This window comes from Rhizobium sp. 21-4511-3d (assembly GCF_053522545.1).
Genome location: NZ_JBNWCF010000001.1, coordinates 134,863 through 158,303, shown reverse-complemented (window position 1 = coordinate 158,303; position 23,441 = coordinate 134,863). Strand labels below are relative to the sequence as shown.

Genomic DNA, 23,441 nt, shown 5'->3' with positions numbered 1-23,441 from the left:
GGCAATGCGATAATCGCTTCAGGAGAGAGCGATGGGGCGTCACTGGCGGATCCTGGCTGCGCTGCTTTCACTGGCGCTCGTCAGCGCCGGTCCGGCCGACGACGGCCGATGGTATGCCGGCGACTTCTCCTTTTCCGACGAGCTCGGCGGCTTCCATATCCTGGCCATTTCAGGCAGCGGCACGCGGGACGATCCGATCGAGATCACCGAGGCGATGACCTCTGCCGATCCGGTGACGCTGATCATCCGCGCTGCCAACCCGGCCACGCTCGACACGCTGCGGCAGAATTCCATGCACCTGCGCATGGTGACGGTCAACGAGAGCAAGCTCGCCTGGATCGGCTTCGAATTCGAGCTGGAGGAAATCCGCGGCAAGCCCAGCGACTTCTACGACGGCCTGTCCTTCGGGCAGACCAATCCCAATCCGGATTTCATCTCCTCCGACCGGTTTGCGCATTTCCAGAACCAGTTCGAGAGCTTCGACCGGCTGCGCTTCGACCAGGGCCATGCCGACCCGAAAACGAAAGCAAGCTTCGGCTTCTTCGTCACCGACGTGACGCCGGTGCCGGAATTCTTTCTGGTGCAGGATCCGCTGATACCGGATTCGTGAGCGGCCGGTCAGCCGAGGCTGACGAGCGCTGTTCCGGCGATTGCCATGGCAGCACCGGCCCAGGCATAGGGCTGCGGCATCTTTCCGCTTCTCAGCCACACCATCGGCAGGATGACGATCGGGGTCATGGAGGAGAGCGTCGAGACGATGCCGACGCTGCCGGTCTTCAGCGCGCCCATCAGCAGCGACATGCCGAGCGCGGTTCCGAAGAAGGCGGAGATGACGGCGAGCGGGAAATCCCGCCTTTGGACCTCGCCGGTCTGGCGGCGGATGGTGGGCAGCAGAAGCAGCGCCCAGAAGAAGATGACGGCAAGGCCGGAACGGACGGCCATGGCGGCGAAGGGCTCGACACCGGCGGCCATTGCCGGGCGGGCGAGAAGGCTGCCGACGGCCTGGCCGAAAGCAGTGATGACGCCGAGCGCGATGCCCTTCAGCGAGGGGCTTTCCTGCGGCGCAGGCGCCTCGATCGGCTCGCCGTCGGCCAGCGGGATCATCGGCGCCGGGCGGCGGCGGCGCACGCCGATGGCAATGACGATGCCGCAGAGAATGAGGGCGACGCCCACGCCCTGCATGGCACTGATGGTCTCCCCGAAGACGACATAGCCCATGGCGAGCGCGAAGGGAGATGCGAGCGAGAAGAGCAGCGCCGTGACCCGCGGCCCGGCGGCATAGATCGCTGCGAAATAGGTGGTGCTGGCGAGCACGATGCCGAACAGGCCGGAACCTGCCAGCGCCGAGAACTCCCAGGTGCCGAGCGTTGCCCAGCCGCCGAGCGCCGTCGCTGCAAGCGCCGTCATCAGGAAGGCGGCGGTGATCTGCCAGCGGGCAAGGCGCATCAGCGGCACCCGGCCGTTCAGCTCGTTGATGAACATCGAGCTCAGGGCCATGCAGATGGCGGAACCAAGGGCAAGCGCTTCGGAAATCAGCATAGGGGGCTCCAGGACGGGAGGCATCCATGGCCGTCGTTCCGCAGCCTGTCAATGCATTGCTTAGCAATTGCTTTTATTGCCGGAAGGTCGTCACCGCACCCGCCTGCGGCTGGAACAGCAGCTTGATCAGCGAGCGCAGCACGAGGATCTGCTCGGCGAGGCTGTTCGGCTCCTTCAGCGCCCGCGACAGCACGATGCCGCCTTCGAGAACGGTGGAAACCATATCGGCGAGCTGATCGACCTCAAGCGGTTCGCGCGGCCTGTAGACCGCCATGATCTCCTCGAACATCCGCCCGAAGCGGCGGCGCCAGGCGAGCACGGCGTTGCGGTTGGTCTCCTGGATCTCGCGGTCGAAGATGCGCTCGTAATAGCAGACGGTGGCGACCAGGCAGCCCGGATGACCGTTCGGCAGATCGGCCAGCAGTTCGGAGAGCAGCTTGAGGCCGAGCAGGAAGGCCTGTAGCGGATCGTCCGTCAGGTCGCGGGCGCGGCTGAAGATCTCGTCATAGATGCGCTCGTCATTTTCGATGTAGCGGTTGAGCAGCGCCTTGGCGAGCTCGTTCTTGTCCCGGAAATGGTAGAAGAAACCGCTCTTGGTGATGCCGGTTTCGGCGATCAGCTCCTCGATCGACGTGCCGCCGAAACCCTTCTGAAGCACGGCAGCTTCGGCGACATCGAGGATGCGCGTCCTCGTTTCGATGCCCTTTTTCATGCGCCCTCCTGTACCGCCGGTACAGTTTTCAGTTGCCGAAACGTTTTACCGATCGCAACCCGGCAATCGAAAAACGCGAGCAAGATCATGATTTCAATAGGCAATGTCGGCGACCGATCCGAAGTATACCGCAAGTCGCCTAGTTTGCCATGCAATTAAGCGCGAGAACTCTATTGCCGGCACCAAGTAGAGGTGACACCGGCCTCTATAGGGGCGGGCTTTTGAAATGGCACAATACAGACAGAAACTGCCGCAGCTCGGCAGCGGTACCTTCATCTCCGATGGCGGGATGGAGACGGTGCTGATCTTCCACGAGGGCGTCGAGCTGCCGCACTTTGCAGCCTTCACGCTGCTTGCCTCCGAAGAGGGGCGGCGCAGGCTGAGGGACTATTACCGGCGCTATCTCGATATCGCCAAACGCCACGGCACCGGCTTCGTGCTCGACAGCGCCACATGGCGGGCCAATGCCGATTGGGGCGCGCGGCTCGGCTATTCGCCCGACAAGCTGAAGGCGGCGAACGAGGCGGCAATCGAGCTGATTTCGGGTTTGCGGCAAAGCTATGAGCGGCGCGGCATGCCGATCGTGCTCGGCGGGGCCATCGGCCCGCGCGGCGACGGCTACAAGGCGGGCGCGATGAATGCCGCGGAGGCCGAGGATTATCACGGCGAGCAGATCGCCACCTTTGCCGGGACCGAGGCCGACATGGTCAGCGCCTTCACGCTCACCAATATCGACGAGGCAATCGGCATTGCGCGGGCCGCCCGCGCCCACGGCATGCCCTGCGCGATCTCGTTTACCGTCGAAACCGACGGGCGGCTGGTGACCGGCCGCAGCATCGAGGAAGCGATCGAGACGACCGATGCGGCGACGGGCGGCGCGCCGGCCTATTACATGATCAACTGCGCCCACCCGGCGCATTTCGACACGGTGCTGGCGCAAGGCGGCGCCTGGGTGAAGCGGATCGCCGGCATCCGCGCCAATGCCTCGATGATGAGCCATGCCGAGCTCGACGAGAGCGAGGTGCTGGATGCGGGCGACCCCGCAGATCTCGGCCGCCGCTACCGGCAGCTGATCGCCGCCCTGCCGCATTTACGGGTGCTCGGCGGCTGCTGCGGCACCGACCACCGCCATGTCGCAGCAATCTGCGAAGCCTGCCTGCCGCAGGCAATGAGCGCTTGAGGGAGAAAGCGATGACCAGCCTGAGAAAGAAACTAACCCCGAGACGGCTGATACGGATGATGACGCATCATCCGATCTGGCCGAAGACCAAAAGCAAGGCCCGCCAATGCGCCGACGCCGGCATGATGCCCTTCGAAGCCGTCGACAGCCATCTGCTGCGCGACATCGGCATCGGGCCGCATGGGCGGCGGTCGACGTGTGAGTGAGCGAATAGCGAATAGTGAGTAGTGAGTAGTGAGTAGTTCCGGGCGCGGTGCGCCCGGAGTGTCAGTGCTCGGCGCTCGCCACGGCATCCTTGCGCCGGTGGCCGCTGATTTCCGAGCCGGCGTTCGGGGCGAAGCGCAGGTTCCAGATGGTGGCGGCGAGCGAGATGATGGTGACGACGATGAAGGCGGTGGAGAAATCGTGGAGCTTCGGCTGCTCGCTGCCGCTGACCGTCATCGAGCCGTGCAGGGCGAGAGCGCCGATGCAGATGCCGAGCGACAGCATCAGCTGCTGGAAAGTGGTGTAGAAGCTGGTGGCCGAGCTCATGCGCTCGTGGCTGATCTCGTCGTAGGCGATGGTGTTGTAGGCCATGAACTGGAACGACAGGAAGAAGGCGCTGAGCGTCAGCACGGCGAACATCACGCTGACCGGCCATTCCGGGCTGAAGGCGGCGCAGAGGCCATAGCCGAGCGTGCCGAGCAGGCCGTTGATGATCAGGCTGTTGCGGAAACCCAGGCGGCGGAAGACCGGGCCGGAGAGCGGCTTCATCGCCATCGAGCCGATGGCGGTGGCGATGACGATCTGGCCGGCGGTTGCCGCCGACATGCCGAAGCCGACCTGGAAGAGCAGCGGCAGCAGGAAGGGCTGCGCGCCCTGGGTGATGCGCGTCAGCGAACCGGCGATGACCGAGGTGCCGAAGGTCGGCACCTTCATCAGCGAGAAATCCATGATCGGCGCCGGATGCTTGCGGGCGTGGCGCAGATAACAGATGCCGAAGAGCAGGCCGATGGCGATCAGGAAGACGGCGGCCGAGGCCTCGCCCTCTCGGCTCGACATTTCGAAGCCAAACAGCAGCGATCCCAGCGAAATGCCGGAGAAGATGAAGCCGACGGTATCGAACGGGCCGATCGCCTTGCCCTTCACCTCGTCGATGAAGATCGACACGAGGATGAAACCGACGATGCCGATCGGCACGTTGATGTAGAAAATCCAGCGCCAGTCGAGATAGGTGACGATGAAGCCGCCGAGCGGCGGGCCGATGATCGGGCCGATCAGCGCCGGAATCAACAGCCAGGACATGGCATTGACCATATCCTTGCGGGCGACGCTGCGCATCAGCACCAGACGGCCGACCGGCATCATCATGGCGCCGCCGACGCCCTGGATCAGCCGGGCGACGACCAGCAGGAAGAGGTTCGGCGCCAGCGCGCAGGCGATCGACCCGGCGACGAAGACGGCGATCGCCGAACGGAACACGGTGCGCGAGCCGAAGCGATCCGCCATGCGGCCGCTTGCGGGGATGAAGATCGCGAGGCTCAGCAGGTAGGACGTGAGCGCGATACTCATCGACGGCGCATCGACGCCGAAATCGCGAGCCATGGTCGGCAACGCCGTCGCCAGCACCGTGGCATCGACGTTTTCCATCAGCATGGCACTCGCCACGATCAGCGCGATCGTGCGAAAATTCGGGGCGGCCCGCTCGGTGCGAACGGGGTGGAATATCTGATCCGGCATCAGCAGGGATCACTCGCAATGACGCGGCGAAGCCATTGATGACGACAGGGCCGCAGATGTGAAATGGCATGATGCCACACGGGGGATAACGACGTGTATACGCCCGCAAATGTGGCAAAGGCATGCATTTTAGGAAATGCTGGCATGATGTAACCGAATGGCTACTTGGGTGGGTGCAGAGGGTAACGTAATCGCCCCCGCATTCCCCCCATCGCCGTTTCCCGCTACACTCCAAACCCTGGTGGAGGTTTTCTTGCATGGCGAAGCTTGTGTTTGAGATGAACCAGTCGATCGACGGCTATGTGGATCATGACCGGATGTCGCCGGAGCCTTTGTTCAGCCATTGGGTGAAGCGGACGCAGGAGCTGAGCGCTACCGTCTACGGGCGGACGATGTATGGGCTGATGCGCTATTGGGACGAGGATCAGGAGGGCTGGAGCGATGAGCACCGGGCCTTTGCCGAAGCCTGGCGGAAGCTGCCGAAATGGGTGGTGTCGCGGTCGCTGACGGAGGTCGGGCCGAATGCGGTGCTTGTCCGCGACAATATCGAGGCGGTGATTGCCAAGCTGAAGGCGGAGCGTGAGGGGGAGATCACGGTTGCCGGGCCGGTGCTGGCGCATAGCCTGGCCGATAGCGGACTGATCGACGAATACCGGCTCTATACGCATCCGGTCGTGCTTGGGCAGGGGCGGCCGTTCTTTGCCGGGCCGCGCCCGCCGCTGCGCCTCGCCGCCCATGAGCGGATCGTCGGCGATGTGGTGCGGCTGACTTATGTGCCGGCGTAGCGGCGTAAGCCGCTTGCGCCTCCTCCACCCCGGCCCTACCTATTGAGGCATGAGCTCAGCACCGTCACAGAACGCGCCTCGCGCCGCCGTATTTCCGTTCGACAACAGCTATGCCCGGCTGCCGGCGCATTTCTTCGCGCGCCAGACGCCGTCGCAGGTGGCGGAGCCCTGGCTGATCAAGCTGAACGAGGAGCTCGCAGCCGAGCTCGGGCTCGATGTCGAGCGGCTGAAGCTTGACGGTGCGGCGATGTTTTCCGGCAATCTCGTGCCTGATGGCGCCGATCCGCTGGCGATGGCCTATTCCGGACATCAGTTCGGCCAGTTCAACCCGCAGCTCGGCGACGGGCGGGCGATCCTGCTTGGCGAGGTGATCGACCGGAACGGCAAACGCCGCGACATCCAGCTGAAGGGCGCCGGACAGACGCCGTTTTCCAGGCGGGGCGATGGGCGGGCCGCGCTCGGGCCGGTTCTGCGCGAATATATCGTCAGCGAGGCGATGTATGCGCTCGGCGTTCCCGCGACACGGGCGCTCGCGGCCGTCTCGACCGGCGAACCCGTCTATCGCGAGCGGGTGCTGCCGGGCGCGGTCTTTACCCGCGTGGCGGCGAGCCATATCCGCGTCGGCACCTTCCAGTTCTTTGCGGCGCGCGGTGATACCGATGGCGTCAGGGCGCTCGCCGATCATGTGATCGAGCGGCATTACCCGGAGATTTCGGGCGCCGAAAACCGCTATCTCGCGCTCTACGAAGCCGTTGCCGAGCGGCAGGCAGCGCTCATCGCCTGCTGGCTGCATGTCGGCTTCATTCATGGCGTGATGAACACCGACAATATGACGATCTCCGGCGAGACGATCGATTTCGGCCCCTGTGCCTTCATGGATGCCTATGATCCCGGCACCGTGTTCTCCTCGATCGACCAGCAGGGGCGCTATGCCTATGCCAACCAGCCCGGAATCGGCCAGTGGAACCTGGCGCGGCTCGGCGAGACGCTGATCCCGCTCTTCGACGAGGATCAGGACAAGGCGGTCAATCTCGCCAATACGGTCATCAAGGGTTACGGCGAGCGCTTCCAGGCCCATTGGCTAGCGGGGATGCGCGAGAAGATCGGGCTTGTCTCCGAAGAGGATGGCGATCTCGACCTGATCCAGGCGCTGCTGGCGGCCATGCAGGCCGGACAGGCGGATTTCACGCTGGCCTTCCGGCGGCTTTCGAAGCTCGCGGGCGACGATGCGGCCGAGGGCGAATTTCTCTCGACATTCGACGGCATCGGCGAAGCGATGGGCTGGCTGGTGCGCTGGCGCGATCGGACCGCGCGCGATCCGCAGACGGCAGAGGCCCGGAGCGTGGCGATGCTTGCGGTCAACCCGGCCTTCATTCCGCGCAACCACCGGATCGAGCAGGCGATCAACGCCGCCATGGAAGATGGCGATTTCTCGCTGTTCGAGGCGCTGGTGAAGGTGCTGGCCAATCCCTATCAGGATCAGCCGGTATTTGCGGCCTATATGGATCCGCCGAAGCTGGAAGAGCGGGTTTTGCAGACGTTTTGCGGGACTTGAGTTTGAAAGGGTGAGTGCTGCGGCATGCGGCCCCCTCATCCGCCCTATCGGGCACCTTCTCCCCGACGGGGAGAAGGGAAGTAATCCACCGACCAAGGCTACTTGCCGTGGCCTTCGTGGCCGGCATGGGCGGCTGAGGCGGTCGCGGCACCGAGCGTCACCGTGCCCTCGAAGCTGGCGAAGGCTTGCAGGGCCTTTGGATCGGCTGTGGCTTCGGCATCCTTGAGAGCAGCGGCCAGCGCGGTCGCATCGGTGGCGGGGACACCGGCTTTGGTGAGCGCGTCCCCTTCCCTGATCGCATCGCCGCTGCAGAGCAGCGGACGCCAGCCGTGTTCCCCGTTCTGCAGCAGGATGCGGCCGCCGCGGCCGTCCTGTTGCCAGCCGACGATCGCCCAGCCGCCCTGGACCGTGACCGGGCCGATGGCGAGCGGTTTGGCCGGGGTTTCGAACATCGTCTTCAGCACATCGGAAATCAGCTGCTGCGGGTCGCCGGAGGGCGGTTGGTCCATCGGCATATCCATCGTCGTGCCGTCGGGCATTTGCATCGTCTCGGCATGGGAAGTCATCGGCGCGGCCAGCGAGAGGGCGGCGGCGATCAGGATCGGGACGGTTTTCATCATCGTCTCCCTCACGAAAACGCGCGCCGCAGCGGCGGCACGAAGCGGATGACGAGCTGGTCGAAGGCGATCATCGCAAGGATCGCGAGGCCCGTCAGCGGGAAAGCCAGCGAGAAGGCGAGCGCGATCACCCAGAGTCCGATATAGACCGAGCGCTGCGGCGGCAGCGGCGGCACGCCGACGCGCCCGAGCGGGCGGCGCTTCCACCACATGACGACGGCGGTGACGCAGGAGAGAATGATCGCCAGGCAAGTCGCCAGCATCAGGAACTGGTTGAACCGGCCCCATTCCTGCCCCTGGTGGACATTGATGCCCCATTCGATCGCCTTGCCGAGGAAGGGATAGGCGCCGAAGCTGATATCGACCAGCGGCTTGCCGGAATATTGGTCGATATGCAGCGTGCGCTCGCGGGAGAGATCGTCGGGGAAGATCGCCGCGGTATAGACGCCTGATACGGTTGACGGGATCGCCATGTCGAAGCCCGGGGTGACGCCCGCCGCCTTGGCGATCTCGACGGCCTTGTCGAGCCCGATCGGCTGTTTCGACTGGGCGGCGGCGATGTCCGAAAGCGGCACCGGCGCCTTCTCGACGGTCCAGCCGACCTTGGGCAGGATATCCTGCGTCACCTTCGCCGATTTCGGCACGTCGTCCCAGAGCTGCGCCGGATAGCCCATGCCGTGGCTGCCGAGGAAAGCCTGCACATTGGCGCCCCAATAGCCCGACCAGGGCATGCCGGTGACCGCCAGGAACAGGATGAGAAGACCGGCAAAGGCGCCGGTGACGGCATGCAGGTCGCGCCAGAAGACGCGTCTGTCAGGCGTGCCGCGAACGCTGACGACGCCACCCGTCTGGCGGCGCGGCCACCAGAGATAGATGCCTGTGACGACAAGCACCATGGCAAAGCCACCGGCGATCTCCACCAGGCGGTTGGCGATATCGCCGAAATAGGCAAGGCTGTGAATGTGCTTGACGACGGTGTTGAACTCGTCGGCCGAGGCGACCGTGTCCAGCACCTTGCCATCATAGGGATTGACGAAAACCAGCGTCGGGCCGCCCGCGCCTGAGACCGTGACGATCGCCGAGCGCTCCGGCGTCGCCGGGTCCCTGTAGGTGGTGGCGACGGAGCCGGGGACGGCCGAGGTGGCGATGTCGGCGATGGCCTGGGGCGCCAACGGCTGGCCTGCCGGGGCGACGTCGTAGCGATAGGCGAAGAGGCTATTGTTGATCTCGTCCTTGAAGAGATAGAGCGAGCCGGTGATCGCCAGATTGAGCATGAAGGGCACGGCAAGCAGGCCGGCGAAGAAGTGCCAGCGCCAGATAGCGCGGTAGAGCGAGACGCCCGAAGCGGCGCTCTCCACCGGCTCGGCGGAGGTGATTGAAGACATGAGAGAATTCCAGATCCATGGCAGCGCCCGAGACGCAGCCGAAAGCGAAGCACGCCGCCGGGCCGGATGACCGGGGCGCGGGTTCAGGCAGTCAGCGGATCTGCAGGGGGCGCTCGCGGCCCTGTATTCGGCGGGAAGGGATCGCGGTGGAAGACGGCGGCGCGCAACGGCGCGGCTTCGGCAATAGCATAGCCGAGCGGCGCACCCGACACATCGGCCGGAGACGGCAGCATCGCGGTGGCGCTGATGCGGCAGGCTTCGCAACCATGATTGTGATCGGCGCCATGCTGGCTCTTGCCGCTATCGTCGGTGACGGTAACGCAGAGCGTCGGCAGGGTTCCATCCGGCAGGGCATAGGCGGAATAATCGGCAGGGCCGGAGAGCTCGGCCGCCGAGACCGGCAGCTGATGGGCAAAGCCGACGGACACGAGCGCGATGGCGCATAGAATGCGCACAGCCCACTGCTCGAATCTGCGACCAAGATATTTCATGTGACCCCTGCCCTGAAGGCGCGGAAGGGTTGATAGCGGCATCGCCCTCAAAGCTCAATGCGGCATTAGCGCCGACCGCCGTTTCGGCCCGTCGTAAGCGCATGGCTGCCCTGCGCAGGTTGCGGCAATTGTGGCGGTTGAAAGGCAGAAGTCTCGCTCTATGTGCTTGAGAATGCTTGCGGTGGCAGCCTCCAGCCCTTGCCGCGGGCCTTTTCGCAATTCCATCCCGGCACCCGGGAAACCCTGCCCGCGCTCCGCCCCCGGAGGCGGGTTTCAGCGGGAGATCCTTTCATGGCGATTGCCATAACCTCCGTCCTCTTTATCCTCATCGGACTGGCGCTTGGCGGCGGCGGGCTGTGGCTCGTGCTGCTCGGCGGCAGCATCTTCTATCTCTTCGCCGGCGCGATGTTCATCATCACCGCCGTGCTGCTCCTCATGCGCAAGGCGGTGGCGCTCTGGGTCTATGCGGCGCTCGTCGTCGCGGCGCTGATCTGGGCCGTCTGGGAAGTCGGCTTCGACTGGTGGCAGCTAGGGCCGCGCGGCGGCCTCATCATTCTGCTCGGGCTCTGGCTGCTGACGCCCTGGATCCGCCGGCCACTCGGTTTTGCGAGCCCGACAGGTGCAGTCTACAGCGCCAATCCCTGGCCGCTTGGCGTTCCCGTGATCATCGCCATCCTGGTTGCCGGTTACTCGATGACGACGGATCCGCATGATCTCGCTGGCGACCTGCCGAAGGATGTGGTGGCGGCCGCCCCGCCCTTCGGTGGCGATGTACCGGATGGCGAGTGGCATCAGTATGGGCGCACGCCTTTCGGCCAGCGCTATTCGCCGCTCGACCAGATCAATGCCACAAACGTCAAGGACCTGAAGGAGGTCTGGCGCTACCAGACCGGCGACGTCAAGCGGCCCGACGATGTCGGCGAGACCACCTATCAGGTGACGCCGCTGAAGGTGAACGACACGCTCTATCTCTGCACGCCGCATAACTGGGCGATCGCACTCGATGCCAAGACCGGCAAGGAGAAATGGAAGTTCGACGCCAATTCCGGCATGAACCCGGACCGGCAGCACCAGACCTGCCGCGGCGTCACCTATTACCACGACACGGCGACGGCGGCCGGCCAGCCCTGCGTCGACCGCGTCTACCTGCCGACCTCCGATGCCCGGCTGATCGCGCTCGATGCGGCGGACGGGAAGGTCTGCGAGAGCTTTGCCGACAAGGGCACGCTGCATCTTGAGACCGGCATGAAATACAATCCGGCCGGTTACTACTATTCGACCTCGCCGCCGGTTGCCGTTGCGGGCAAGCTGATCATCGGCGGTGCCGTCAACGACAATTATTCGACGCAGGAACAGTCCGGCGTCATCCGCGCCTTCGACATCAATACCGGCGCCCTGCTCTGGAACTGGGATTCCGGCAATCCGGATGTGACGACGCCGCTGCCGCAGGGGCAGACCTACACGACCAACTCGCCGAACAGCTGGTCGGTGCTCTCGGTCGATGAAGGCCTCGGCATGGTCTATATCCCGCTCGGCAACCAGGTGCCCGACCAGCTCGGCATGGGCAGAAGCGCCAATGTCGAGAAGTTCTCCTCCTCGGTCGCAGCACTCGACATCAACACTGGTCAACTGAAATGGGTGCAGCAGTTCGTCCACCACGATCTCTGGGACATGGACGTTCCGGCCCAGCCGGTGCTGTTCGACATGACCAAGCCGGACGGCTCCGTCGTGCCGGCGCTGGTGGCGCCGACCAAGCAGGGCGATATTTACGTGCTCGACCGGCGCACCGGCGAGGCGATCATTCCCTTCAAGGAAATCCCGGCTCCATCAGGCGCCATTCCGGAGGACAAGACGGCGCCGACGCAGCCGATCTCGGATCTGACCTTCTCGCCCGATCCACTGCAGGAAAAGAACATGTGGGGCGTCTCGCTGTTCGATCAGCTCGCCTGCCGCATCGAGTTCCACCGCTACAAATACGAGGGCCGATACACGCCGCCGTCGCTTCAGGGCACGATCGTCTATCCCGGCAATTTCGGCACCTTCAACTGGGGCTCGGTCGCGGTCGATCCCGAACGGCAGATCATGTTCGGCATGCCGACCTATCTGGCCTTCACCTCGAGGCTCGTTCCGGCCGCCGACATTCCGCCGCGCGGCCAGGACGAGAAGGGCAGCGAACAGGGCCTCAACCGCAATGACGGCGCGCCCTACGGCGTGTTCATGGGACCGTTCCTCGGACCGCTCGGCATTCCCTGCCAGGCGCCGCCATGGGGCTATGTCGCCGGCGTCGACCTGCGCACCGGCAAGATCGCCTATATGCACAAGAACGGCACCGTCCACGACATGACGCCGCTGCCCCTGCCCTTCAAGGTCGGCGTCCCCGGCATCGGCGGCCCGATGATGACCAAGGGCGGCGTGGCCTTCCTGGGTGCCGCCGTCGACAACTATCTGCGCGCCTATGACGTGACCAGCGGGGCGCAACTCTGGCAGGCCCGGCTGCCTGCCGGTGGGCAGGCAACGCCGATGACCTATACGACCTCTGACAACAAGCAGTATGTGGTGATGGTTGCCGGCGGGCATGGGTCGGTCGGGACCAAACCGGGGGATTATGTGATTGGGTATACGTTGCCTTGATGGTGGTGATGGGGGCGGGTTTGCGGCTAGGCCGCCTCAGCCGGCCGCGCTCCACTGACCTTAGGGCTGCGCCCACGTCACAGGATGAGGGAAACGGAGGCACCCGGAGCCCCCTCATCCCCGGTGCAACGAGTTGCACCTGAAACCTTCGGGCCACCTTCTCCCCGAAGGGAGAAGGGAAAACCGCCACAGCCTCTCGCGCCAACATCCCCTCTCCCCCACGGGGAGAGGGTAGGGTGAGGGGGCTCCGGGCGCTGGGCTCAAATCATTCGATAATCACAGCCTCAATGTCCGTCTGCGCGAAGTCATCCCCCTTGTAGAGCAGCGGCATGCGCTGTTCACGGGCGCAGGCGTAGGCGAAGCAGTCGCCGAAGTTGAGGGCGGCCGGGTGGCGTGACTTGCCGAAGCGGGCGTAGGCGGTGATGGCGGCGTGGCGGGTTTCTGCCGGAACGGCGATGACCTCGATCGAGGCGAGCTGCAGGAAGTCTTCGACTGCCTGGTGGGCGTCCGCCACATCGAGGCCGAGGATGCGGGCGACGGCGACCGCCGTTTCCCAGACGGCGAGCGGCGACGTGAGGCGGCGATCGCCTGATTGTAGGCGCGCCAGCAAGTCTGGGCCATCCGCCTCGGATGTCAGGATGGCGGTCAGGGCCGATGCGTCGACAAACATCATCAGTCCTCGTAGAGGCTATCGATGAAGGCCTTGCCGGCAGGCTGGCCGGCTGCGGGGTCGCCTTTCGCTCTGAGCTTGCGGGCGAACTCCATGCCCTTTTCGACAAGCGAAGGCTTGATGCCCTCTCGCTCGATTTCCTTCTGCAGGACCTGCCGCAACACTTCGGTCTTGGTCTGCCGCCGGGCCTTCGCCAGCCGCTCGACAAGCCGCCCGACTTCCTCATCCTTGACGTAGAGAGCCATGGGATATCCTTTCCGTAAAAGGGATATACCACACCCCTCACCCGCTGTCAGCAGACGCTACCCATCCACCTTTTCAGCACAACCTTAAATAAGCAAATCCAGCTTCGCGCATGTTTCCGCGCCGATGGTCTGCGCAATCTTTGAGGGAGTCCTTTTCATGGAAATCAACGGCAGTGTTCTAAGCCTTTTCAATCCCTACAATCTTTCCGGCGACCAGCGCGCCAAGCAGCAACAGCAGAACACGCCGATGCAGGCCGAGAGCTCTGCGCGTGAAGTCGGTGGCGGGATGGCGCCGAGCTATACGGCGCCTTCGATCTCCAGCGTGATGTGGTCGATGCAGACGGCATCGGATACGACGATCGCGCAAGAGACGGACGCCGATGTCGAGGCCAAGCAGAAGCACGATGCGCTGCTCCAGGAATTCCAGGACTACGCCAACATGACGCCGGCGGAGAAGATCCGCAAAAGCATTCTCGACCAGATGGGCCTCAGTGAAGAAAGCCTCAAAGGGATGGATCCGGACGCCCGGGCGGCGATCGAAAAGCAGATCGCCGATGCGATCAAGAAGCAGCTTACCGGCATCGACGACGACGGCAAGGGCAGCCAGGCAACGGCAGACGTGCCGCAGACAGCATCCGACAATCAGACCACCTCGGGCTGACCGGTCCGGGGCCGATCGGCACAGTCCGACGCCCCTTCATAATCCGATTCAAGTCCATGCGGCGGAGATTCACATCTCCGCCGTATCGCTTTGATGGAATTGATTATTGCAGCATGCCGGCGGCGATCTTGGCGACTTCGGCAAAGACTTCGTTGAGCTCGGAAACCGGCGCCGTCGCCTCGGCGATATAGGTGGCGACGAGGATCGGCGAGCCGCTCTCCTCCGGCCAGAGGACGGCGATATCGGCGGCCGAGCCGTTATTGCCCGTGCCGGTCTTGTCGCCGATCTTCCACTCCTCCGGCAGGCCGGCGCGCAGGCGGGCGGCACCCGTGGTATTCGCCACCATCCAGTCGATCAGCTGCGTGCGCGAGGGCTCCGACAGCACCGAGCCGAGGGTGAGATTGCCGAGCGTATCCAGCATCGCATCCGGCGTCGTCGTGTCGCGCGGGTCGTCCTTCTTGGCTTCGTTGAGCGCGGTCTCGATGCGATCGAGGCGGGTCGAGGTGTCGCCGATCGAGCGCAGCCATTTGGTCAGCGCTTCCGGGCCGCCGAGGCTTTCGAGCAGCAGGTTGCCGGCGGTATTGTCGCTCATCGTGATCGCCGCCTTGCAGAGCTCGCCGACGGTCATGCCTTCGGCGCCGACATGCTTTTCGGTTTCCGGCGAATAGGTGACGATCTTGTCCTGATCGTAGGTGACGCGGCGTTCGAGATTTTCCTCGCCCTTGTCAACCCGGGCGAGAACCATGCCGGAGGCCAGGACCTTGAAGGTGCTGAGCAGCGGGAAGCGCTCGGTCTCGCGATTGGAGAAGCTGACATTGGTGCCGGTATCCATGACCGAGACGCCGAGGCGCCCACCCGTGCGCTTTTCGAGTGCCGCCAGCTGCTGGTCGACATCATCGTCATCGGCCCGCGCTCCCGGCACCAGCATGACGGCGGGATAGAGAAGCGCAGAGCCTATCAGCAGGCTCCGGCGGGTCAGGGCAATGGGCATGAAATCCTCCGGCAGAATCACCGGAGGACAGAATTAAGGAGCGATTGTGGCGCGATGTCGCCGCGTCAAAAAAGATATCAGGCTGCAGCCCTTGCGCGGCTGACCTCCACCGTCACATGCGACAATTCGCCGAGTGCCTCGAGCTTGGCCTTGTAGACTTCCGGCGCCTGCGGATCGGCGCTGACGAGGGCGACAATCGCCGCGTGGTGGCCGGGGCCGACCTGCCAGACATGCAGATCGGTGATGCGGTCGCCGCCGGTTTCGATCGCCTGGCGGATTTCGCCGGGCAGATCCTCGTTCTCTTCCATCGCATCGAGCAGCACGCGGCCCGAGGATTTCATCAGGCCGTAGGACCACTGGGCGATGATGATGCCGCCGACAATGCCCATCAGCGGATCGAGCCACAGCCAGCCATAGACGCTGCCGAAGGCGAGTGCGGCAATAGCGAGCACCGAGGTCAGCGCATCGGCGATGACGTGGATATAGGCGGCGCGCATGTTGTTGTCGGCGCCATGGCCGTGATTTCCGGGGCCGTGATGGGCGTGATCACCATGGTGGTGGTGACCGTGATCGTGGCCATGGCTGTGGCCGTGGCCACTAGCATGGCCGTGATGATGGCCCTCGCCGCGCAGCAGCCAGGCGCTGGCGAGATTGACGGCGAGACCGGCAACGGCAACGCCGATCGCCTGGGCAAAGCTGATCGGTACGGGATGGGTGATGCGCAGGAAGCTCTCCCAGGCCATCAGCAGCGCGATCAGCGCCAGGATGATGGCACTCGCGAAACCGGCGAGATCGCCGAGCTTGCCGGTGCCGAATGTGAAGCGCGGGTTATGGGCCTGCTTGCGGGCATAGAGATAGGCGCAGGCCGAGATCAGCAGCGCGCTTGCATGGGTGGACATGTGCCAGCCATCGGCGACCAGCGCCATGGAGCCGTAATAGGTCCCTGCCCCGATCTCGACGACCATCATCACCGCCGTCAGCGCGATCACCAGCCAGACGCGGCGTTCGTTGCGGTCGTGATCGGCGCCCAGAAAGACGTGTTCATGTTCAAGCGTGTTCGCAGTCATTGCGCAGTCCTCAACTCGTCAGCGGATATAGGTCCGCAGCACTTCCGAAATCTCTTCCACCGCCTCTGCCCGCGCCTTCTCGTCGGCGGCGTGGAGGACGTGTTCATGCAGGTGGTCATCCAGCACCTCGCCGGTCAGCCCGTTCAGCGCGCCGCGGATCGAGGCCAGCAGCTGCAGGATATCGCCGCAGGGCCGCCCGGCATCCAGCGCGCGCTCCACGGCCTCGAGCTGGCCCTTGAGGCGGCTGATGCGGGCGATCAGCTTCTTTTTCTGGTGCTGGGTGTGGGACATCTCTGCTCTCGATTTAATATAGGGGGGTACCCTATCATGGATATGCGCCTTCACGAAAGAGCCAAGCTGCCGCAGGTCCATCTTGAATTTATATAGGACTCCTATATATAAGCATCATGGAAACGCCATCTGACCCGACCCCGATCTCACGCCGCATCAGCGAAGGCCTGGCGCGTCTGGCAGCCGCCATGCGCAGCGACGACTGGACGCGCGCCGAAGCGACCGGCCTGAAGCCGACGCAGCTTGCGATCCTCGATTACCTCGCCGGGCGCGACCGGCCGGTGCGGGTCAAGGAGATCGCCGTCCATCTTGGTGTCTCGCAGCCGACGGCGACGGATTCGATCGCGGCGCTGGAGCGCAAGGGCTATGCGGAAAAGGCAGCGGCAGCGGGCGACAAGCGCGCGGCGGCCGTGGTGGTGAGCGCTGCAGGACGCGCGATCCTGGCCGAGGCGAATGCGGCCGAGGGATCGGCGGCAGCGGCCGCGCGGGCGCTTCCCGCCGGTGAACAGGAAGATTTGCTGATGTCGATCGTCAAGATGATCCGGCATCTCCAGGAGGCCGAGGCGATACCGGTGCAGCGCATGTGCGCCACCTGCCGCTATTTCCGCCCCTACCAGCACGATGACGCGGCCAGGCCGCATCATTGCGACTTCGTGAATGCGGCCTTCGGCCAACGCGATTTCCGCGTCGATTGCCGCGAACATGAAACTGCCGATCCGGCAACCCGGGCTGCCACCTGGGACGCCTTTCAAAAGGGATAGGCAGGCTCTCCAGGCAAACAGGAACAGGAAAGGAACCGACCATGTTCAGGCCTATACTGACCGGCGCGCTGATCGCCGGAACGCTGGCGCTCGCGCCGAATTTCACTGCAGCCCACTCCGTCGAAGCCAAGCCGGACGACAAGGTGAAGGCGGCGTTCGACATCATCGAGACGCGGATCACCACCACAAAGGATAGCGCCACCTTCTCGACCCGCGTGCGCGGCGAGGCTGGCAGCGAGAAGCCCGCGGCGACGGGCAAATTCGAAGGATCCGGCGTCTATGCCTATGTCTGGCCGACCTCGCTCAACAGCGGCGATATCGGCTTCGAGAAGGACAAGGGGATCGTGGCGCTGGCCGTCACCTTCCATCCGGATTTCGACGATGCCGCCTATGGCAAGCAGAACCGCTCGGTCTGGCATCCGCATTGGGTGGTGCTGAACGAGGACAAGGCCTGCGCCGGCGGGCTGAAGGTCAGCGATATCCCTGAAGGCAGTAAGCCGAAGCTTCCGGCCACCTGGCCGGGCGTGCCGCTTCTGATCGACAGCCCGGAATATCCGACGGCGCTGAAGGGCGATACCGTCGACGTCACCATCCCGCTGTCGCTGATCGGCGGCATCAAGGGCGCGTCCTATGATGGCGTGACGGCCGGGCTGAAGATCAACGGCAACCTGCATTCGCCGCTGCTTTGCGTCGACAATGTCTTCAAGGTCGCCTCGGGCAATCTCAGCCTTCCCGGCAAGGTGATGCCCGCCAAATAAGGAAGGCGCCGGTCCGCCAACTGCCATCGGCGGACCGGCATGTTCCTCTCTCCAGGCAAATGGAAAAGAGAAAGCCGCCCAGACTTACTCCCCCGCATGCACCGTTTGCAACTGCGCCGGGGTGGGCCGGCTCAAGAAAGGATTTCAGCAATGCCGAACGAAACCGCCATTACCGCGCCGGAACTCGCCGTCAGCCAATGGTTCAACACTAGGACGCCACTGACCCTCGAAGGCCTGCGCGGACGGGTGATCTATCTCCACAGCTTCCAGCTTCTCTGCCCGGGCTGTGTATCCGAAAGCCTGCCGCAGGTGCGCCGCATCGAGCGGCTCTTCGGCCATACCGACCTGCAGGTCATCGGCCTCCACACCGTCTTCGAGCATCACGAGGCGATGACGCCGGTGACGCTGAAGGCCTTCATCCACGAATACCGGCTGACCTCGCCGATCGGCGTCGATCAGGCCGACGGCCAGTCGGACATTCCCGTCACCATGCGCCGCTATGGCCTGCGCGGCACCCCCTCCTCCGTCCTCATCGGCCGCGACGGCACCATCCTACACCACGCCTTCGGCGTCGAAGACGACATGGCCGTCGGCGCCAGGATCGCCATGGCGCTGGCGGCACCGGTCAGGGATGCGGGTGAGAGCGTGGGTAGCGATGGCTGCGCGGATGGGCGCTGCGAAGTGTCCGAACGCTGACGCCGATTTCCGGCGCCGACATGTCAAATGCAAAAGCCAGACCGGCACCGGCAGTGTACCATCCCTACCGGCGCGTTTTCATGGGGATGCAACGGCTGACACCGAGCGGCGATGCGAGGTCTCCCGATGGAGAATTCCGGGGATGAACAGCAGGAAGTAAAGGCCGAAGCGGTGGCATCAGCCGCTCCGGCACAAATCGAACCGGCGCTGCGGCGCCTGCCGCAATCCGTCCGCCGGGCGCTCGGCTGGTGCGCGATCACCCTCGCCGTCGCCCTGATTTTCAGCCTGTCGTCGCTTGCGGCATGGTGGCCGCGATGAGCGGCCGGATCGAACGCGGCACACTCGCTCTCATCTGCATCGCGGCGATCGCCGGGCTGATCTATGTGTTTTGTTAATTGCGAAGATACCTCCAAAAGCGCCCGAAAGTGCCATTGACAAAATCCGCGATCTGGAGAATCTATCGCTCCATGATCAAGAACGCGCACATCACCAGCACGTATTTTTGGCTGTACCTGTAAAGGGCGGCTCGACAGATCATATTGTCAACAAGCCGCCGTCAGGCGGCTTTGTTGTATCGGCAGCGTCCTGACGGCAGAAATAGAAAAGGACGCGAAGGCCATGATTGAAATCGAAGACAGCGAAATCTCATTGATACGGCCGCCCGTGGTGACGATCCGCACGGCAAAGCCGCGCGATTTGCCCGAACTCAACGAAATGATCAGTCTGCTTGCGCTGCATCACGGCGATGCCGCAGGATCGACGCCGGAGCAGCTGGAGCGCGATCTCTTCGGCCCGGTTCCGTGGATCACCGCGCTGGTGGCCGAGACCGACGAGGGCTTGATCGGCTACGCCATCCTCTGCCCGCTCTACCGCGCCCAGGAAGGCAAGCGGGGCATGGACCTGCACCATCTTTTCGTGCGCGACGGCCATCGCGGCCACGGCATCGGCCAGCACCTCGTCAACCGCGCCCGCGAGACGGCGAAGACTGCCGGCTGCGATTACCTCTCGGTTAGCGCTGCGACCGGCAATATCCAGGCGCACCGCTTCTACCAGTACATGGATTTCACGGCGCGCCCGGTCACCGGCATGCGCTACATGCAGGCGCTCGCCTGAGCGCCAGCAAGGCTTTTCAGCGGATCACCGGCTCGCCGTGGAAACGGCGCCGGGACGGCTTCGAGACGCCGAAGCCGACTTCCATCATCAGCCGCGGCGCTGTTTTCGGCACCGTGCCCATGTGGAAACCGAACGGATCTTCGACGAAGCCCTGCCCGGCCTTGCCGGTCAGCGTCACCGCGCTGCCACTGCCGTAATAATCGAGGATCTCATCGGCCGGGTGGCCGACGAGCAATGTCAGCTGGTGCTTCATCCGGCGCCGTTTGTGGCTGCCCCTGACATAGACATGCGGGCCGGTGTTCTCGTCGACATCGACGAGATAGAAGAAGAATTTCAGCATCCGCCAGTCGTCGAGATCGAAGTGATACTTGTCGAGCGAGGCAAGGCTGCGGTCGGCCTCGCTGGCTTCGGTCGGAAAGCTCCACCAGATCCGGGTGGTGATGAGCTGCGCCTGCGCGCCGAGATAACGCCGGGCGACCGCAGACAGCAGCGGGTCCTTCTGCACGGCGAGCACGGCATCGCAATCCAGCGCGCGCTCGAAATGATGGCCGCTCAGGAGCGCGCGGCCGAAGCGCTTCTCGGCATCGCGATGCTCCGATGCGCGGAACTCCAGGCGGCGGTCGAAATTGCCGAAGCACGGCGTCTCCGCGGCAAAACCGGCGATCTCGCGGTGGATATGGCCGGGCAGGACGAGCCCCGAAAACAGCCCTTCTCCCCTGAGGCTGTCCACGACATCATCCACTTCGACGCCTGCAAACAGCGACGGCAGCACCTGCGGCCCGTCGTTGACGCGCCTGGCCGTCAGCCAATGGGCGCGGCGGCCGGGGATGGTGCGCGCCAAAAGAAACATCGGCAGCCAGGCCGGGTTTTCCCTGATATCGGCGAGATAGGTCGGGATGCGCACCGCCATGCGGCGCAGCTTGCCACCCTTGCGGGCGACGGCTTCAAGATCATTCGACGAGGAGACAGACATGCCGTGCATTCAACTATCCTTTTCTTTCGGAAGACCAGAGTGTTCTTCAGTCAGTCGCGGACGAGAGCTTGCCAGGGCGGCAAGTATTGAGCAGCGCCGAAAAGATTGTGCTGCAATGCGGCATTTCTTTGTTGATATGAAAATGGCTATACTTTTTGAAACTAAATATAACCATGACGGGACGGTGGATCGACTTGCAACCTTCTCTGCCGGCTGCATTCGCCAAGCTTTGCCGAAGAAGATGGGAACCTCGATACTTCTTTCGGATTAACCCCTGGAGATCGGCACAGTCCTGAGGAGAAAAGCGTGAGCGAGACGAAAGAACAGCTGGCAGCGCTCTACCGCGGCTATATCGATTGCCTGAACGCGCAGGACTGGGCGCAGCTCGGGCGCTTCGTCCATCCCGACGCGGAACATAACGGCCGGCCGCTTGGGCTTTCCGGGTATCGCGCCATGCTGGAGAAGGATTACCGGGAGATCCCCAACCTGCGCTTCACCATCGACCTCCTGATCTCCGACCCGCCGCATATCGCGGCGCGGCTTGCCTTCGACTGCGCCCCGGTGGGCGAGTTCATGGAACTGCCGGTGAATGGCAGGCGCATCGTCTTTGCGGAGAATGTCTTCTACCGCTTCGAGGACGGGAAGGTGCGCGCGGTCTGGTCGGTGATCGACAAGGCGGCGATCGAGGCGCAGCTCGGCGCTTGAGGATATAAATGAAAAGCACCCCAAGCGGGCTTGGAGTGCTTTCTTATGTGGCCTGCCCTGCGCTTGCGGCGTTCGCCGCCGCCAACGCGACAGCAATTGCTTACTGCCAGACGACGATCGGGGTCTTCTGCGGCACGCGGTCGTAGAGGTCGATGATGTCCTGGTTCAGCAGGCGGACGCAGCCGCTGGAGACGGCCTTGCCGATCGAGCGCCATTCCGGATTGCCGTGCAGGCGGTAGAGCGTGTCTTCGCCGTTGGAGAAGATGTAGAGCGCACGCGCGCCCAGCGGGTTTTTCAGGCCCGGCTCCATGCCGCCATTGGCGATCGAGTATTTGGTGAGCTCCGGCTGGCGGGCGACCATCTCATTCGGTGGCTTCCAGCGCGGCCATTTCTGCTTCCACTGGATCACGCCATTGCCGGACCAGGCAAAGCCTTCGCGGCCGATGCCGACGCCGTAGCGCATCGCCGTGCCGCCCGGCTGGACGAGATAAAGGAAGCGCGAAGGCGTATCGACGACGATCGTCCCCGACGCCTGGCCGGTGGGGTCGATGACCTGCTGGCGATAGAACCGCGGATCGATCTGCTGATAGGGAACGGCGGGGATCAGGAAGCCGCCGTCTTCGATCGGACCATACATGACTTCCAGTTCGGCATCCGTGGGGGCCGGCGTCGTCTGGAAGAGCCGCGGAACGCGGAAGGCTACGGGCTGGACGCCCGGGGCACTGGATGTGGAAGCGCAGCCGGCGAGCGCGGAGGCCGCGGTCAATGCCGAGAAAGACAGAAAGCTGCGGCGGGAAAGAGGTTTTTCGAAGCTCATGGCCTGGGAGGGACTTCCTTCTGACGCGGAACCGGCCCGTAACGGCAGGCCGGTCCCCGTTTGATTCATTCGACGCAATGAACGTCTCTTTGAAATCTATCGGCCCCAGCTAAATAAACCATAGCTTCACGAAGTCTTGTCCAGCAGTGAGCGCACGATATCGGTGGCGCTGTTGCGCCGCTACATCACCACGATCTCAGCCTTGGCGGAAACCCGGTCGTAGAGATCGACGACATCCTGGTTCAGCATGCGTACACAGCCGGACGAGGTCGCCTTGCCGATCGACTGCCATTCGGGCGTGCCGTGGATGCGGTAGAGCGTGTCCTTGCCGTCATGGAAAATATACATGGCGCGGGCGCCGAGCGGATTGCCGAGGCCGGGATTCATGCCGCCGTTCTCGGCGGAGAAGGAGCGCACGTCGGGCTGGCGCTGGACCATTTCGTCGGGCGGCGTCCAGCGCGGCCATTTCTGCTTCCACTGGATCACGCCACGGCCCGACCAGGCATAGCCCTCGCGGCCGAGACCGACGCCGTAGCGCATCGCCTTGCCATTGGGCTCGATGAGATAGAGGTGTTTGGTCCGGGTATCCACAACGATCGTGCCGGGCTTTTCGTTGCTCGGGTAATCGACTTCCTGGCGCAGGTACTCGGAACTGACGCGGCTGACGGGAATGGCCGGCAGCCGGAAATCGCCATCCTGCTTTTCGGCATACATGGCGACGCTGACGGGATTGCTGACCGGCAGGCCGTAGGTCCGGCTGGATGCCGCACTCGGGATGCCGTAGGTGACGCCCGGATCGGTGGCGCCCAAGGTGCGGCCGGGAATGCCGTAGCTCTGATTGTAGATCGTCGCCGGAACGCCGGGCCGCTGCGGCACCGGCGCATCGATCGGGCGCACGCGATTGGGATTGGTGCCCGGCTGATAGAAGACCGGCGCGGTCTCCTGGACGAAACGGGCGGGATCGGTGGCGCCGGTATCGGGGATCAGCACGTTGCAGCCGGCAAGAGACATGGCAGCAACAGCAAGCCCGGCAAGAGGCAGCACCCGGCGCAAGAATTCCATAAATCCACCCTTATCGA

At 64.0% G+C, this 23,441-nt stretch carries 28 protein-coding genes; 14 read left to right on the top strand and 14 right to left on the bottom strand.

Annotated features, from left to right (window positions below; genetic code table 11):
* Window positions 1–31: 31 nt before the first annotated feature.
* Window positions 32–610 carry a hypothetical protein gene (locus ACQZ5H_RS00880; protein ID WP_449096453.1) on the top strand — a complete coding sequence of 193 codons (579 nt, stop codon included), beginning with the start codon at window positions 32–34 and terminating at the stop codon, window positions 608–610.
* Window positions 611–618: 8 nt separating this feature from the next.
* Here the strand turns inward: ACQZ5H_RS00880 and ACQZ5H_RS00875 are convergent, their stop codons facing one another.
* Together ACQZ5H_RS00875 and ACQZ5H_RS00870 are read right to left on the bottom strand one after the other, a co-directional pair.
* Window positions 619–1,539: an EamA family transporter gene (locus tag ACQZ5H_RS00875; protein ID WP_449096452.1), complete on the bottom strand. Its 921-nt coding sequence runs from the start codon at window positions 1,537–1,539 to the stop codon at window positions 619–621.
* 73 nt (window positions 1,540–1,612) lie between these two features.
* A complete protein-coding gene (locus ACQZ5H_RS00870) occupies window positions 1,613–2,251 on the bottom strand; it encodes a TetR/AcrR family transcriptional regulator (protein ID WP_112719208.1) in 639 nt (212 codons plus the stop codon).
* Between the two features lie 226 nt (window positions 2,252–2,477).
* On the opposite strand from ACQZ5H_RS00870, the gene ACQZ5H_RS00865 reads away from it, so the two are divergent.
* Together ACQZ5H_RS00865 and ACQZ5H_RS00860 are read left to right on the top strand one after the other, a co-directional pair.
* Entirely contained in the window at window positions 2,478–3,431 is a 954-nt protein-coding gene (locus tag ACQZ5H_RS00865; protein ID WP_449096451.1) for a homocysteine S-methyltransferase family protein, read from the top strand.
* An 11-nt stretch (window positions 3,432–3,442) separates the two neighbouring features.
* On the top strand, window positions 3,443–3,637 hold the full coding sequence (locus ACQZ5H_RS00860) for a hypothetical protein (protein WP_199626439.1): 195 nt from the start codon (window positions 3,443–3,445) through the stop codon (window positions 3,635–3,637).
* A 61-nt stretch (window positions 3,638–3,698) separates the two neighbouring features.
* Here the strand turns inward: ACQZ5H_RS00860 and ACQZ5H_RS00855 are convergent, their stop codons facing one another.
* Entirely contained in the window at window positions 3,699–5,150 is a 1,452-nt protein-coding gene (locus ACQZ5H_RS00855; RefSeq protein WP_449096450.1) for an MDR family MFS transporter, read from the bottom strand.
* A 257-nt stretch (window positions 5,151–5,407) separates the two neighbouring features.
* On the opposite strand from ACQZ5H_RS00855, the gene ACQZ5H_RS00850 reads away from it, so the two are divergent.
* Both ACQZ5H_RS00850 and ACQZ5H_RS00845 read left to right on the top strand, forming a co-directional pair.
* The gene (locus ACQZ5H_RS00850) at window positions 5,408–5,935 is read left to right on the top strand and encodes a dihydrofolate reductase family protein (RefSeq protein ID WP_449096449.1); all 528 of its coding nucleotides are present in this window, start codon (window positions 5,408–5,410) and stop codon (window positions 5,933–5,935) included.
* A 49-nt stretch (window positions 5,936–5,984) separates the two neighbouring features.
* Window positions 5,985–7,490 carry a protein adenylyltransferase SelO gene (locus tag ACQZ5H_RS00845; RefSeq protein ID WP_449096448.1) on the top strand — a complete coding sequence of 502 codons (1,506 nt, stop codon included), beginning with the start codon at window positions 5,985–5,987 and terminating at the stop codon, window positions 7,488–7,490.
* A 98-nt stretch (window positions 7,491–7,588) separates the two neighbouring features.
* On the opposite strand, the gene ACQZ5H_RS00840 is transcribed toward ACQZ5H_RS00845, so the two are convergent.
* The 3 genes from ACQZ5H_RS00840 to ACQZ5H_RS00830 all read right to left on the bottom strand — a co-directional run bounded on the left by ACQZ5H_RS00840 (window position 7,589) and on the right by ACQZ5H_RS00830 (window position 9,983).
* On the bottom strand, window positions 7,589–8,107 hold the full coding sequence (locus ACQZ5H_RS00840; protein WP_449096447.1) for a copper uptake system-associated protein: 519 nt from the start codon (window positions 8,105–8,107) through the stop codon (window positions 7,589–7,591).
* Window positions 8,108–8,118: 11 nt separating this feature from the next.
* Window positions 8,119–9,492: a PepSY-associated TM helix domain-containing protein gene (locus ACQZ5H_RS00835; protein ID WP_449096446.1), complete on the bottom strand. Its 1,374-nt coding sequence runs from the start codon at window positions 9,490–9,492 to the stop codon at window positions 8,119–8,121.
* An 83-nt stretch (window positions 9,493–9,575) separates the two neighbouring features.
* Window positions 9,576–9,983 (bottom strand): hypothetical protein, encoded by a 408-nt coding sequence (locus ACQZ5H_RS00830; protein ID WP_449096445.1) that lies wholly within the window; start codon window positions 9,981–9,983, stop codon window positions 9,576–9,578.
* Window positions 9,984–10,274: 291 nt separating this feature from the next.
* On the opposite strand from ACQZ5H_RS00830, the gene ACQZ5H_RS00825 reads away from it, so the two are divergent.
* A complete protein-coding gene (locus ACQZ5H_RS00825) occupies window positions 10,275–12,614 on the top strand; it encodes a glucose/quinate/shikimate family membrane-bound PQQ-dependent dehydrogenase (protein ID WP_449096444.1) in 2,340 nt (779 codons plus the stop codon).
* A gap of 265 nt (window positions 12,615–12,879) precedes the next feature.
* Here the strand turns inward: ACQZ5H_RS00825 and ACQZ5H_RS00820 are convergent, their stop codons facing one another.
* Together ACQZ5H_RS00820 and ACQZ5H_RS00815 are read right to left on the bottom strand one after the other, a co-directional pair.
* Window positions 12,880–13,284: a type II toxin-antitoxin system VapC family toxin gene (locus ACQZ5H_RS00820; protein ID WP_449097004.1), complete on the bottom strand. Its 405-nt coding sequence runs from the start codon at window positions 13,282–13,284 to the stop codon at window positions 12,880–12,882.
* A 2-nt stretch (window positions 13,285–13,286) separates the two neighbouring features.
* Complete coding sequence (locus ACQZ5H_RS00815; protein ID WP_449096443.1) at window positions 13,287–13,529, bottom strand: type II toxin-antitoxin system VapB family antitoxin; 243 nt, start codon at window positions 13,527–13,529, stop codon at window positions 13,287–13,289.
* Window positions 13,530–13,686: 157 nt separating this feature from the next.
* Between ACQZ5H_RS00815 and ACQZ5H_RS00810 the strand changes: the two genes are divergently transcribed.
* Window positions 13,687–14,190, top strand: a complete 504-nt coding sequence (locus ACQZ5H_RS00810) for a hypothetical protein (protein WP_449096442.1) — start codon at window positions 13,687–13,689, stop codon at window positions 14,188–14,190.
* A gap of 103 nt (window positions 14,191–14,293) precedes the next feature.
* Here the strand turns inward: ACQZ5H_RS00810 and bla are convergent, their stop codons facing one another.
* The 3 genes from bla to dmeR form a co-directional block, all read right to left on the bottom strand.
* Complete coding sequence (gene bla, locus ACQZ5H_RS00805; RefSeq protein WP_449096441.1) at window positions 14,294–15,181, bottom strand: class A beta-lactamase; 888 nt, start codon at window positions 15,179–15,181, stop codon at window positions 14,294–14,296.
* A gap of 77 nt (window positions 15,182–15,258) precedes the next feature.
* Entirely contained in the window at window positions 15,259–16,248 is a 990-nt protein-coding gene (gene dmeF / locus ACQZ5H_RS00800; protein WP_449096440.1) for a CDF family Co(II)/Ni(II) efflux transporter DmeF, read from the bottom strand.
* Between the two features lie 18 nt (window positions 16,249–16,266).
* The gene (gene dmeR, locus ACQZ5H_RS00795) at window positions 16,267–16,539 is read right to left on the bottom strand and encodes a metal/formaldehyde-sensitive transcriptional repressor (RefSeq protein ID WP_203429379.1); all 273 of its coding nucleotides are present in this window, start codon (window positions 16,537–16,539) and stop codon (window positions 16,267–16,269) included.
* Between the two features lie 116 nt (window positions 16,540–16,655).
* Between dmeR and ACQZ5H_RS00790 the strand changes: the two genes are divergently transcribed.
* The 5 genes from ACQZ5H_RS00790 (at window position 16,656) to ACQZ5H_RS00770 (ending at window position 19,867) form a co-directional block, all read left to right on the top strand.
* Window positions 16,656–17,300, top strand: a complete 645-nt coding sequence (locus tag ACQZ5H_RS00790; RefSeq protein ID WP_449096439.1) for a MarR family winged helix-turn-helix transcriptional regulator — start codon at window positions 16,656–16,658, stop codon at window positions 17,298–17,300.
* Window positions 17,301–17,341: 41 nt separating this feature from the next.
* The gene (locus ACQZ5H_RS00785; RefSeq protein WP_449096438.1) at window positions 17,342–18,058 is read left to right on the top strand and encodes a hypothetical protein; all 717 of its coding nucleotides are present in this window, start codon (window positions 17,342–17,344) and stop codon (window positions 18,056–18,058) included.
* A gap of 150 nt (window positions 18,059–18,208) precedes the next feature.
* The gene (locus ACQZ5H_RS00780) at window positions 18,209–18,754 is read left to right on the top strand and encodes a redoxin family protein (RefSeq protein ID WP_449096437.1); all 546 of its coding nucleotides are present in this window, start codon (window positions 18,209–18,211) and stop codon (window positions 18,752–18,754) included.
* Between the two features lie 126 nt (window positions 18,755–18,880).
* On the top strand, window positions 18,881–19,072 hold the full coding sequence (locus ACQZ5H_RS00775; protein ID WP_199626420.1) for a hypothetical protein: 192 nt from the start codon (window positions 18,881–18,883) through the stop codon (window positions 19,070–19,072).
* Window positions 19,073–19,372: 300 nt separating this feature from the next.
* Window positions 19,373–19,867, top strand: coding sequence for a GNAT family N-acetyltransferase (locus ACQZ5H_RS00770; protein ID WP_112719231.1), 495 nt, complete (start codon window positions 19,373–19,375; stop codon window positions 19,865–19,867).
* Between the two features lie 16 nt (window positions 19,868–19,883).
* Here ACQZ5H_RS00770 and ACQZ5H_RS00765 read toward each other — a convergent pair whose 3' ends face one another.
* Window positions 19,884–20,849 carry a phytanoyl-CoA dioxygenase family protein gene (locus ACQZ5H_RS00765; protein WP_449096436.1) on the bottom strand — a complete coding sequence of 322 codons (966 nt, stop codon included), beginning with the start codon at window positions 20,847–20,849 and terminating at the stop codon, window positions 19,884–19,886.
* On the opposite strand from ACQZ5H_RS00765, the gene ACQZ5H_RS00760 reads away from it, so the two are divergent.
* Complete coding sequence (locus tag ACQZ5H_RS00760; RefSeq protein WP_449096435.1) at window positions 20,839–21,111, top strand: hypothetical protein; 273 nt, start codon at window positions 20,839–20,841, stop codon at window positions 21,109–21,111. The genes ACQZ5H_RS00765 and ACQZ5H_RS00760 overlap by 11 nt on opposite strands.
* Before the next feature lie 35 nt (window positions 21,112–21,146).
* A complete protein-coding gene (locus ACQZ5H_RS00755; protein WP_449096434.1) occupies window positions 21,147–21,545 on the top strand; it encodes an ester cyclase in 399 nt (132 codons plus the stop codon).
* 100 nt (window positions 21,546–21,645) lie between these two features.
* On the opposite strand, the gene ACQZ5H_RS00750 is transcribed toward ACQZ5H_RS00755, so the two are convergent.
* Both ACQZ5H_RS00750 and ACQZ5H_RS00745 read right to left on the bottom strand, forming a co-directional pair.
* Window positions 21,646–22,362 carry a L,D-transpeptidase gene (locus tag ACQZ5H_RS00750; protein WP_449096433.1) on the bottom strand — a complete coding sequence of 239 codons (717 nt, stop codon included), beginning with the start codon at window positions 22,360–22,362 and terminating at the stop codon, window positions 21,646–21,648.
* 180 nt (window positions 22,363–22,542) lie between these two features.
* Entirely contained in the window at window positions 22,543–23,424 is an 882-nt protein-coding gene (locus ACQZ5H_RS00745) for a L,D-transpeptidase (RefSeq protein WP_112517323.1), read from the bottom strand.
* Window positions 23,425–23,441: the final 17 nt, after the last annotated feature.

Coding starts and splice junctions, on each gene's coding strand:
- ACQZ5H_RS00880 (WP_449096453.1), top strand. CDS start 32: ATGGGGCGTCACTGGCGGATCCTGGCTGCGCTGCTTTCACTGGCGCTC.
- ACQZ5H_RS00875 (WP_449096452.1), bottom strand. CDS start 1,539: ATGCTGATTTCCGAAGCGCTTGCCCTTGGTTCCGCCATCTGCATGGCC.
- ACQZ5H_RS00870 (WP_112719208.1), bottom strand. CDS start 2,251: ATGAAAAAGGGCATCGAAACGAGGACGCGCATCCTCGATGTCGCCGAA.
- ACQZ5H_RS00865 (WP_449096451.1), top strand. CDS start 2,478: ATGGCACAATACAGACAGAAACTGCCGCAGCTCGGCAGCGGTACCTTC.
- ACQZ5H_RS00860 (WP_199626439.1), top strand. CDS start 3,443: ATGACCAGCCTGAGAAAGAAACTAACCCCGAGACGGCTGATACGGATG.
- ACQZ5H_RS00855 (WP_449096450.1), bottom strand. CDS start 5,150: ATGCCGGATCAGATATTCCACCCCGTTCGCACCGAGCGGGCCGCCCCG.
- ACQZ5H_RS00850 (WP_449096449.1), top strand. CDS start 5,408: ATGGCGAAGCTTGTGTTTGAGATGAACCAGTCGATCGACGGCTATGTG.
- ACQZ5H_RS00845 (WP_449096448.1), top strand. CDS start 5,985: ATGAGCTCAGCACCGTCACAGAACGCGCCTCGCGCCGCCGTATTTCCG.
- ACQZ5H_RS00840 (WP_449096447.1), bottom strand. CDS start 8,107: ATGAAAACCGTCCCGATCCTGATCGCCGCCGCCCTCTCGCTGGCCGCG.
- ACQZ5H_RS00835 (WP_449096446.1), bottom strand. CDS start 9,492: ATGTCTTCAATCACCTCCGCCGAGCCGGTGGAGAGCGCCGCTTCGGGC.
- ACQZ5H_RS00830 (WP_449096445.1), bottom strand. CDS start 9,983: ATGAAATATCTTGGTCGCAGATTCGAGCAGTGGGCTGTGCGCATTCTA.
- ACQZ5H_RS00825 (WP_449096444.1), top strand. CDS start 10,275: ATGGCGATTGCCATAACCTCCGTCCTCTTTATCCTCATCGGACTGGCG.
- ACQZ5H_RS00820 (WP_449097004.1), bottom strand. CDS start 13,284: ATGTTTGTCGACGCATCGGCCCTGACCGCCATCCTGACATCCGAGGCG.
- ACQZ5H_RS00815 (WP_449096443.1), bottom strand. CDS start 13,529: ATGGCTCTCTACGTCAAGGATGAGGAAGTCGGGCGGCTTGTCGAGCGG.
- ACQZ5H_RS00810 (WP_449096442.1), top strand. CDS start 13,687: ATGGAAATCAACGGCAGTGTTCTAAGCCTTTTCAATCCCTACAATCTT.
- bla (WP_449096441.1), bottom strand. CDS start 15,181: ATGCCCATTGCCCTGACCCGCCGGAGCCTGCTGATAGGCTCTGCGCTT.
- dmeF (WP_449096440.1), bottom strand. CDS start 16,248: ATGACTGCGAACACGCTTGAACATGAACACGTCTTTCTGGGCGCCGAT.
- dmeR (WP_203429379.1), bottom strand. CDS start 16,539: ATGTCCCACACCCAGCACCAGAAAAAGAAGCTGATCGCCCGCATCAGC.
- ACQZ5H_RS00790 (WP_449096439.1), top strand. CDS start 16,656: ATGGAAACGCCATCTGACCCGACCCCGATCTCACGCCGCATCAGCGAA.
- ACQZ5H_RS00785 (WP_449096438.1), top strand. CDS start 17,342: ATGTTCAGGCCTATACTGACCGGCGCGCTGATCGCCGGAACGCTGGCG.
- ACQZ5H_RS00780 (WP_449096437.1), top strand. CDS start 18,209: ATGCCGAACGAAACCGCCATTACCGCGCCGGAACTCGCCGTCAGCCAA.
- ACQZ5H_RS00775 (WP_199626420.1), top strand. CDS start 18,881: ATGGAGAATTCCGGGGATGAACAGCAGGAAGTAAAGGCCGAAGCGGTG.
- ACQZ5H_RS00770 (WP_112719231.1), top strand. CDS start 19,373: ATGATTGAAATCGAAGACAGCGAAATCTCATTGATACGGCCGCCCGTG.
- ACQZ5H_RS00760 (WP_449096435.1), top strand. CDS start 20,839: ATGCCGTGCATTCAACTATCCTTTTCTTTCGGAAGACCAGAGTGTTCT.
- ACQZ5H_RS00765 (WP_449096436.1), bottom strand. CDS start 20,849: ATGCACGGCATGTCTGTCTCCTCGTCGAATGATCTTGAAGCCGTCGCC.
- ACQZ5H_RS00750 (WP_449096433.1), bottom strand. CDS start 22,362: ATGAGCTTCGAAAAACCTCTTTCCCGCCGCAGCTTTCTGTCTTTCTCG.
- ACQZ5H_RS00745 (WP_112517323.1), bottom strand. CDS start 23,424: ATGGAATTCTTGCGCCGGGTGCTGCCTCTTGCCGGGCTTGCTGTTGCT.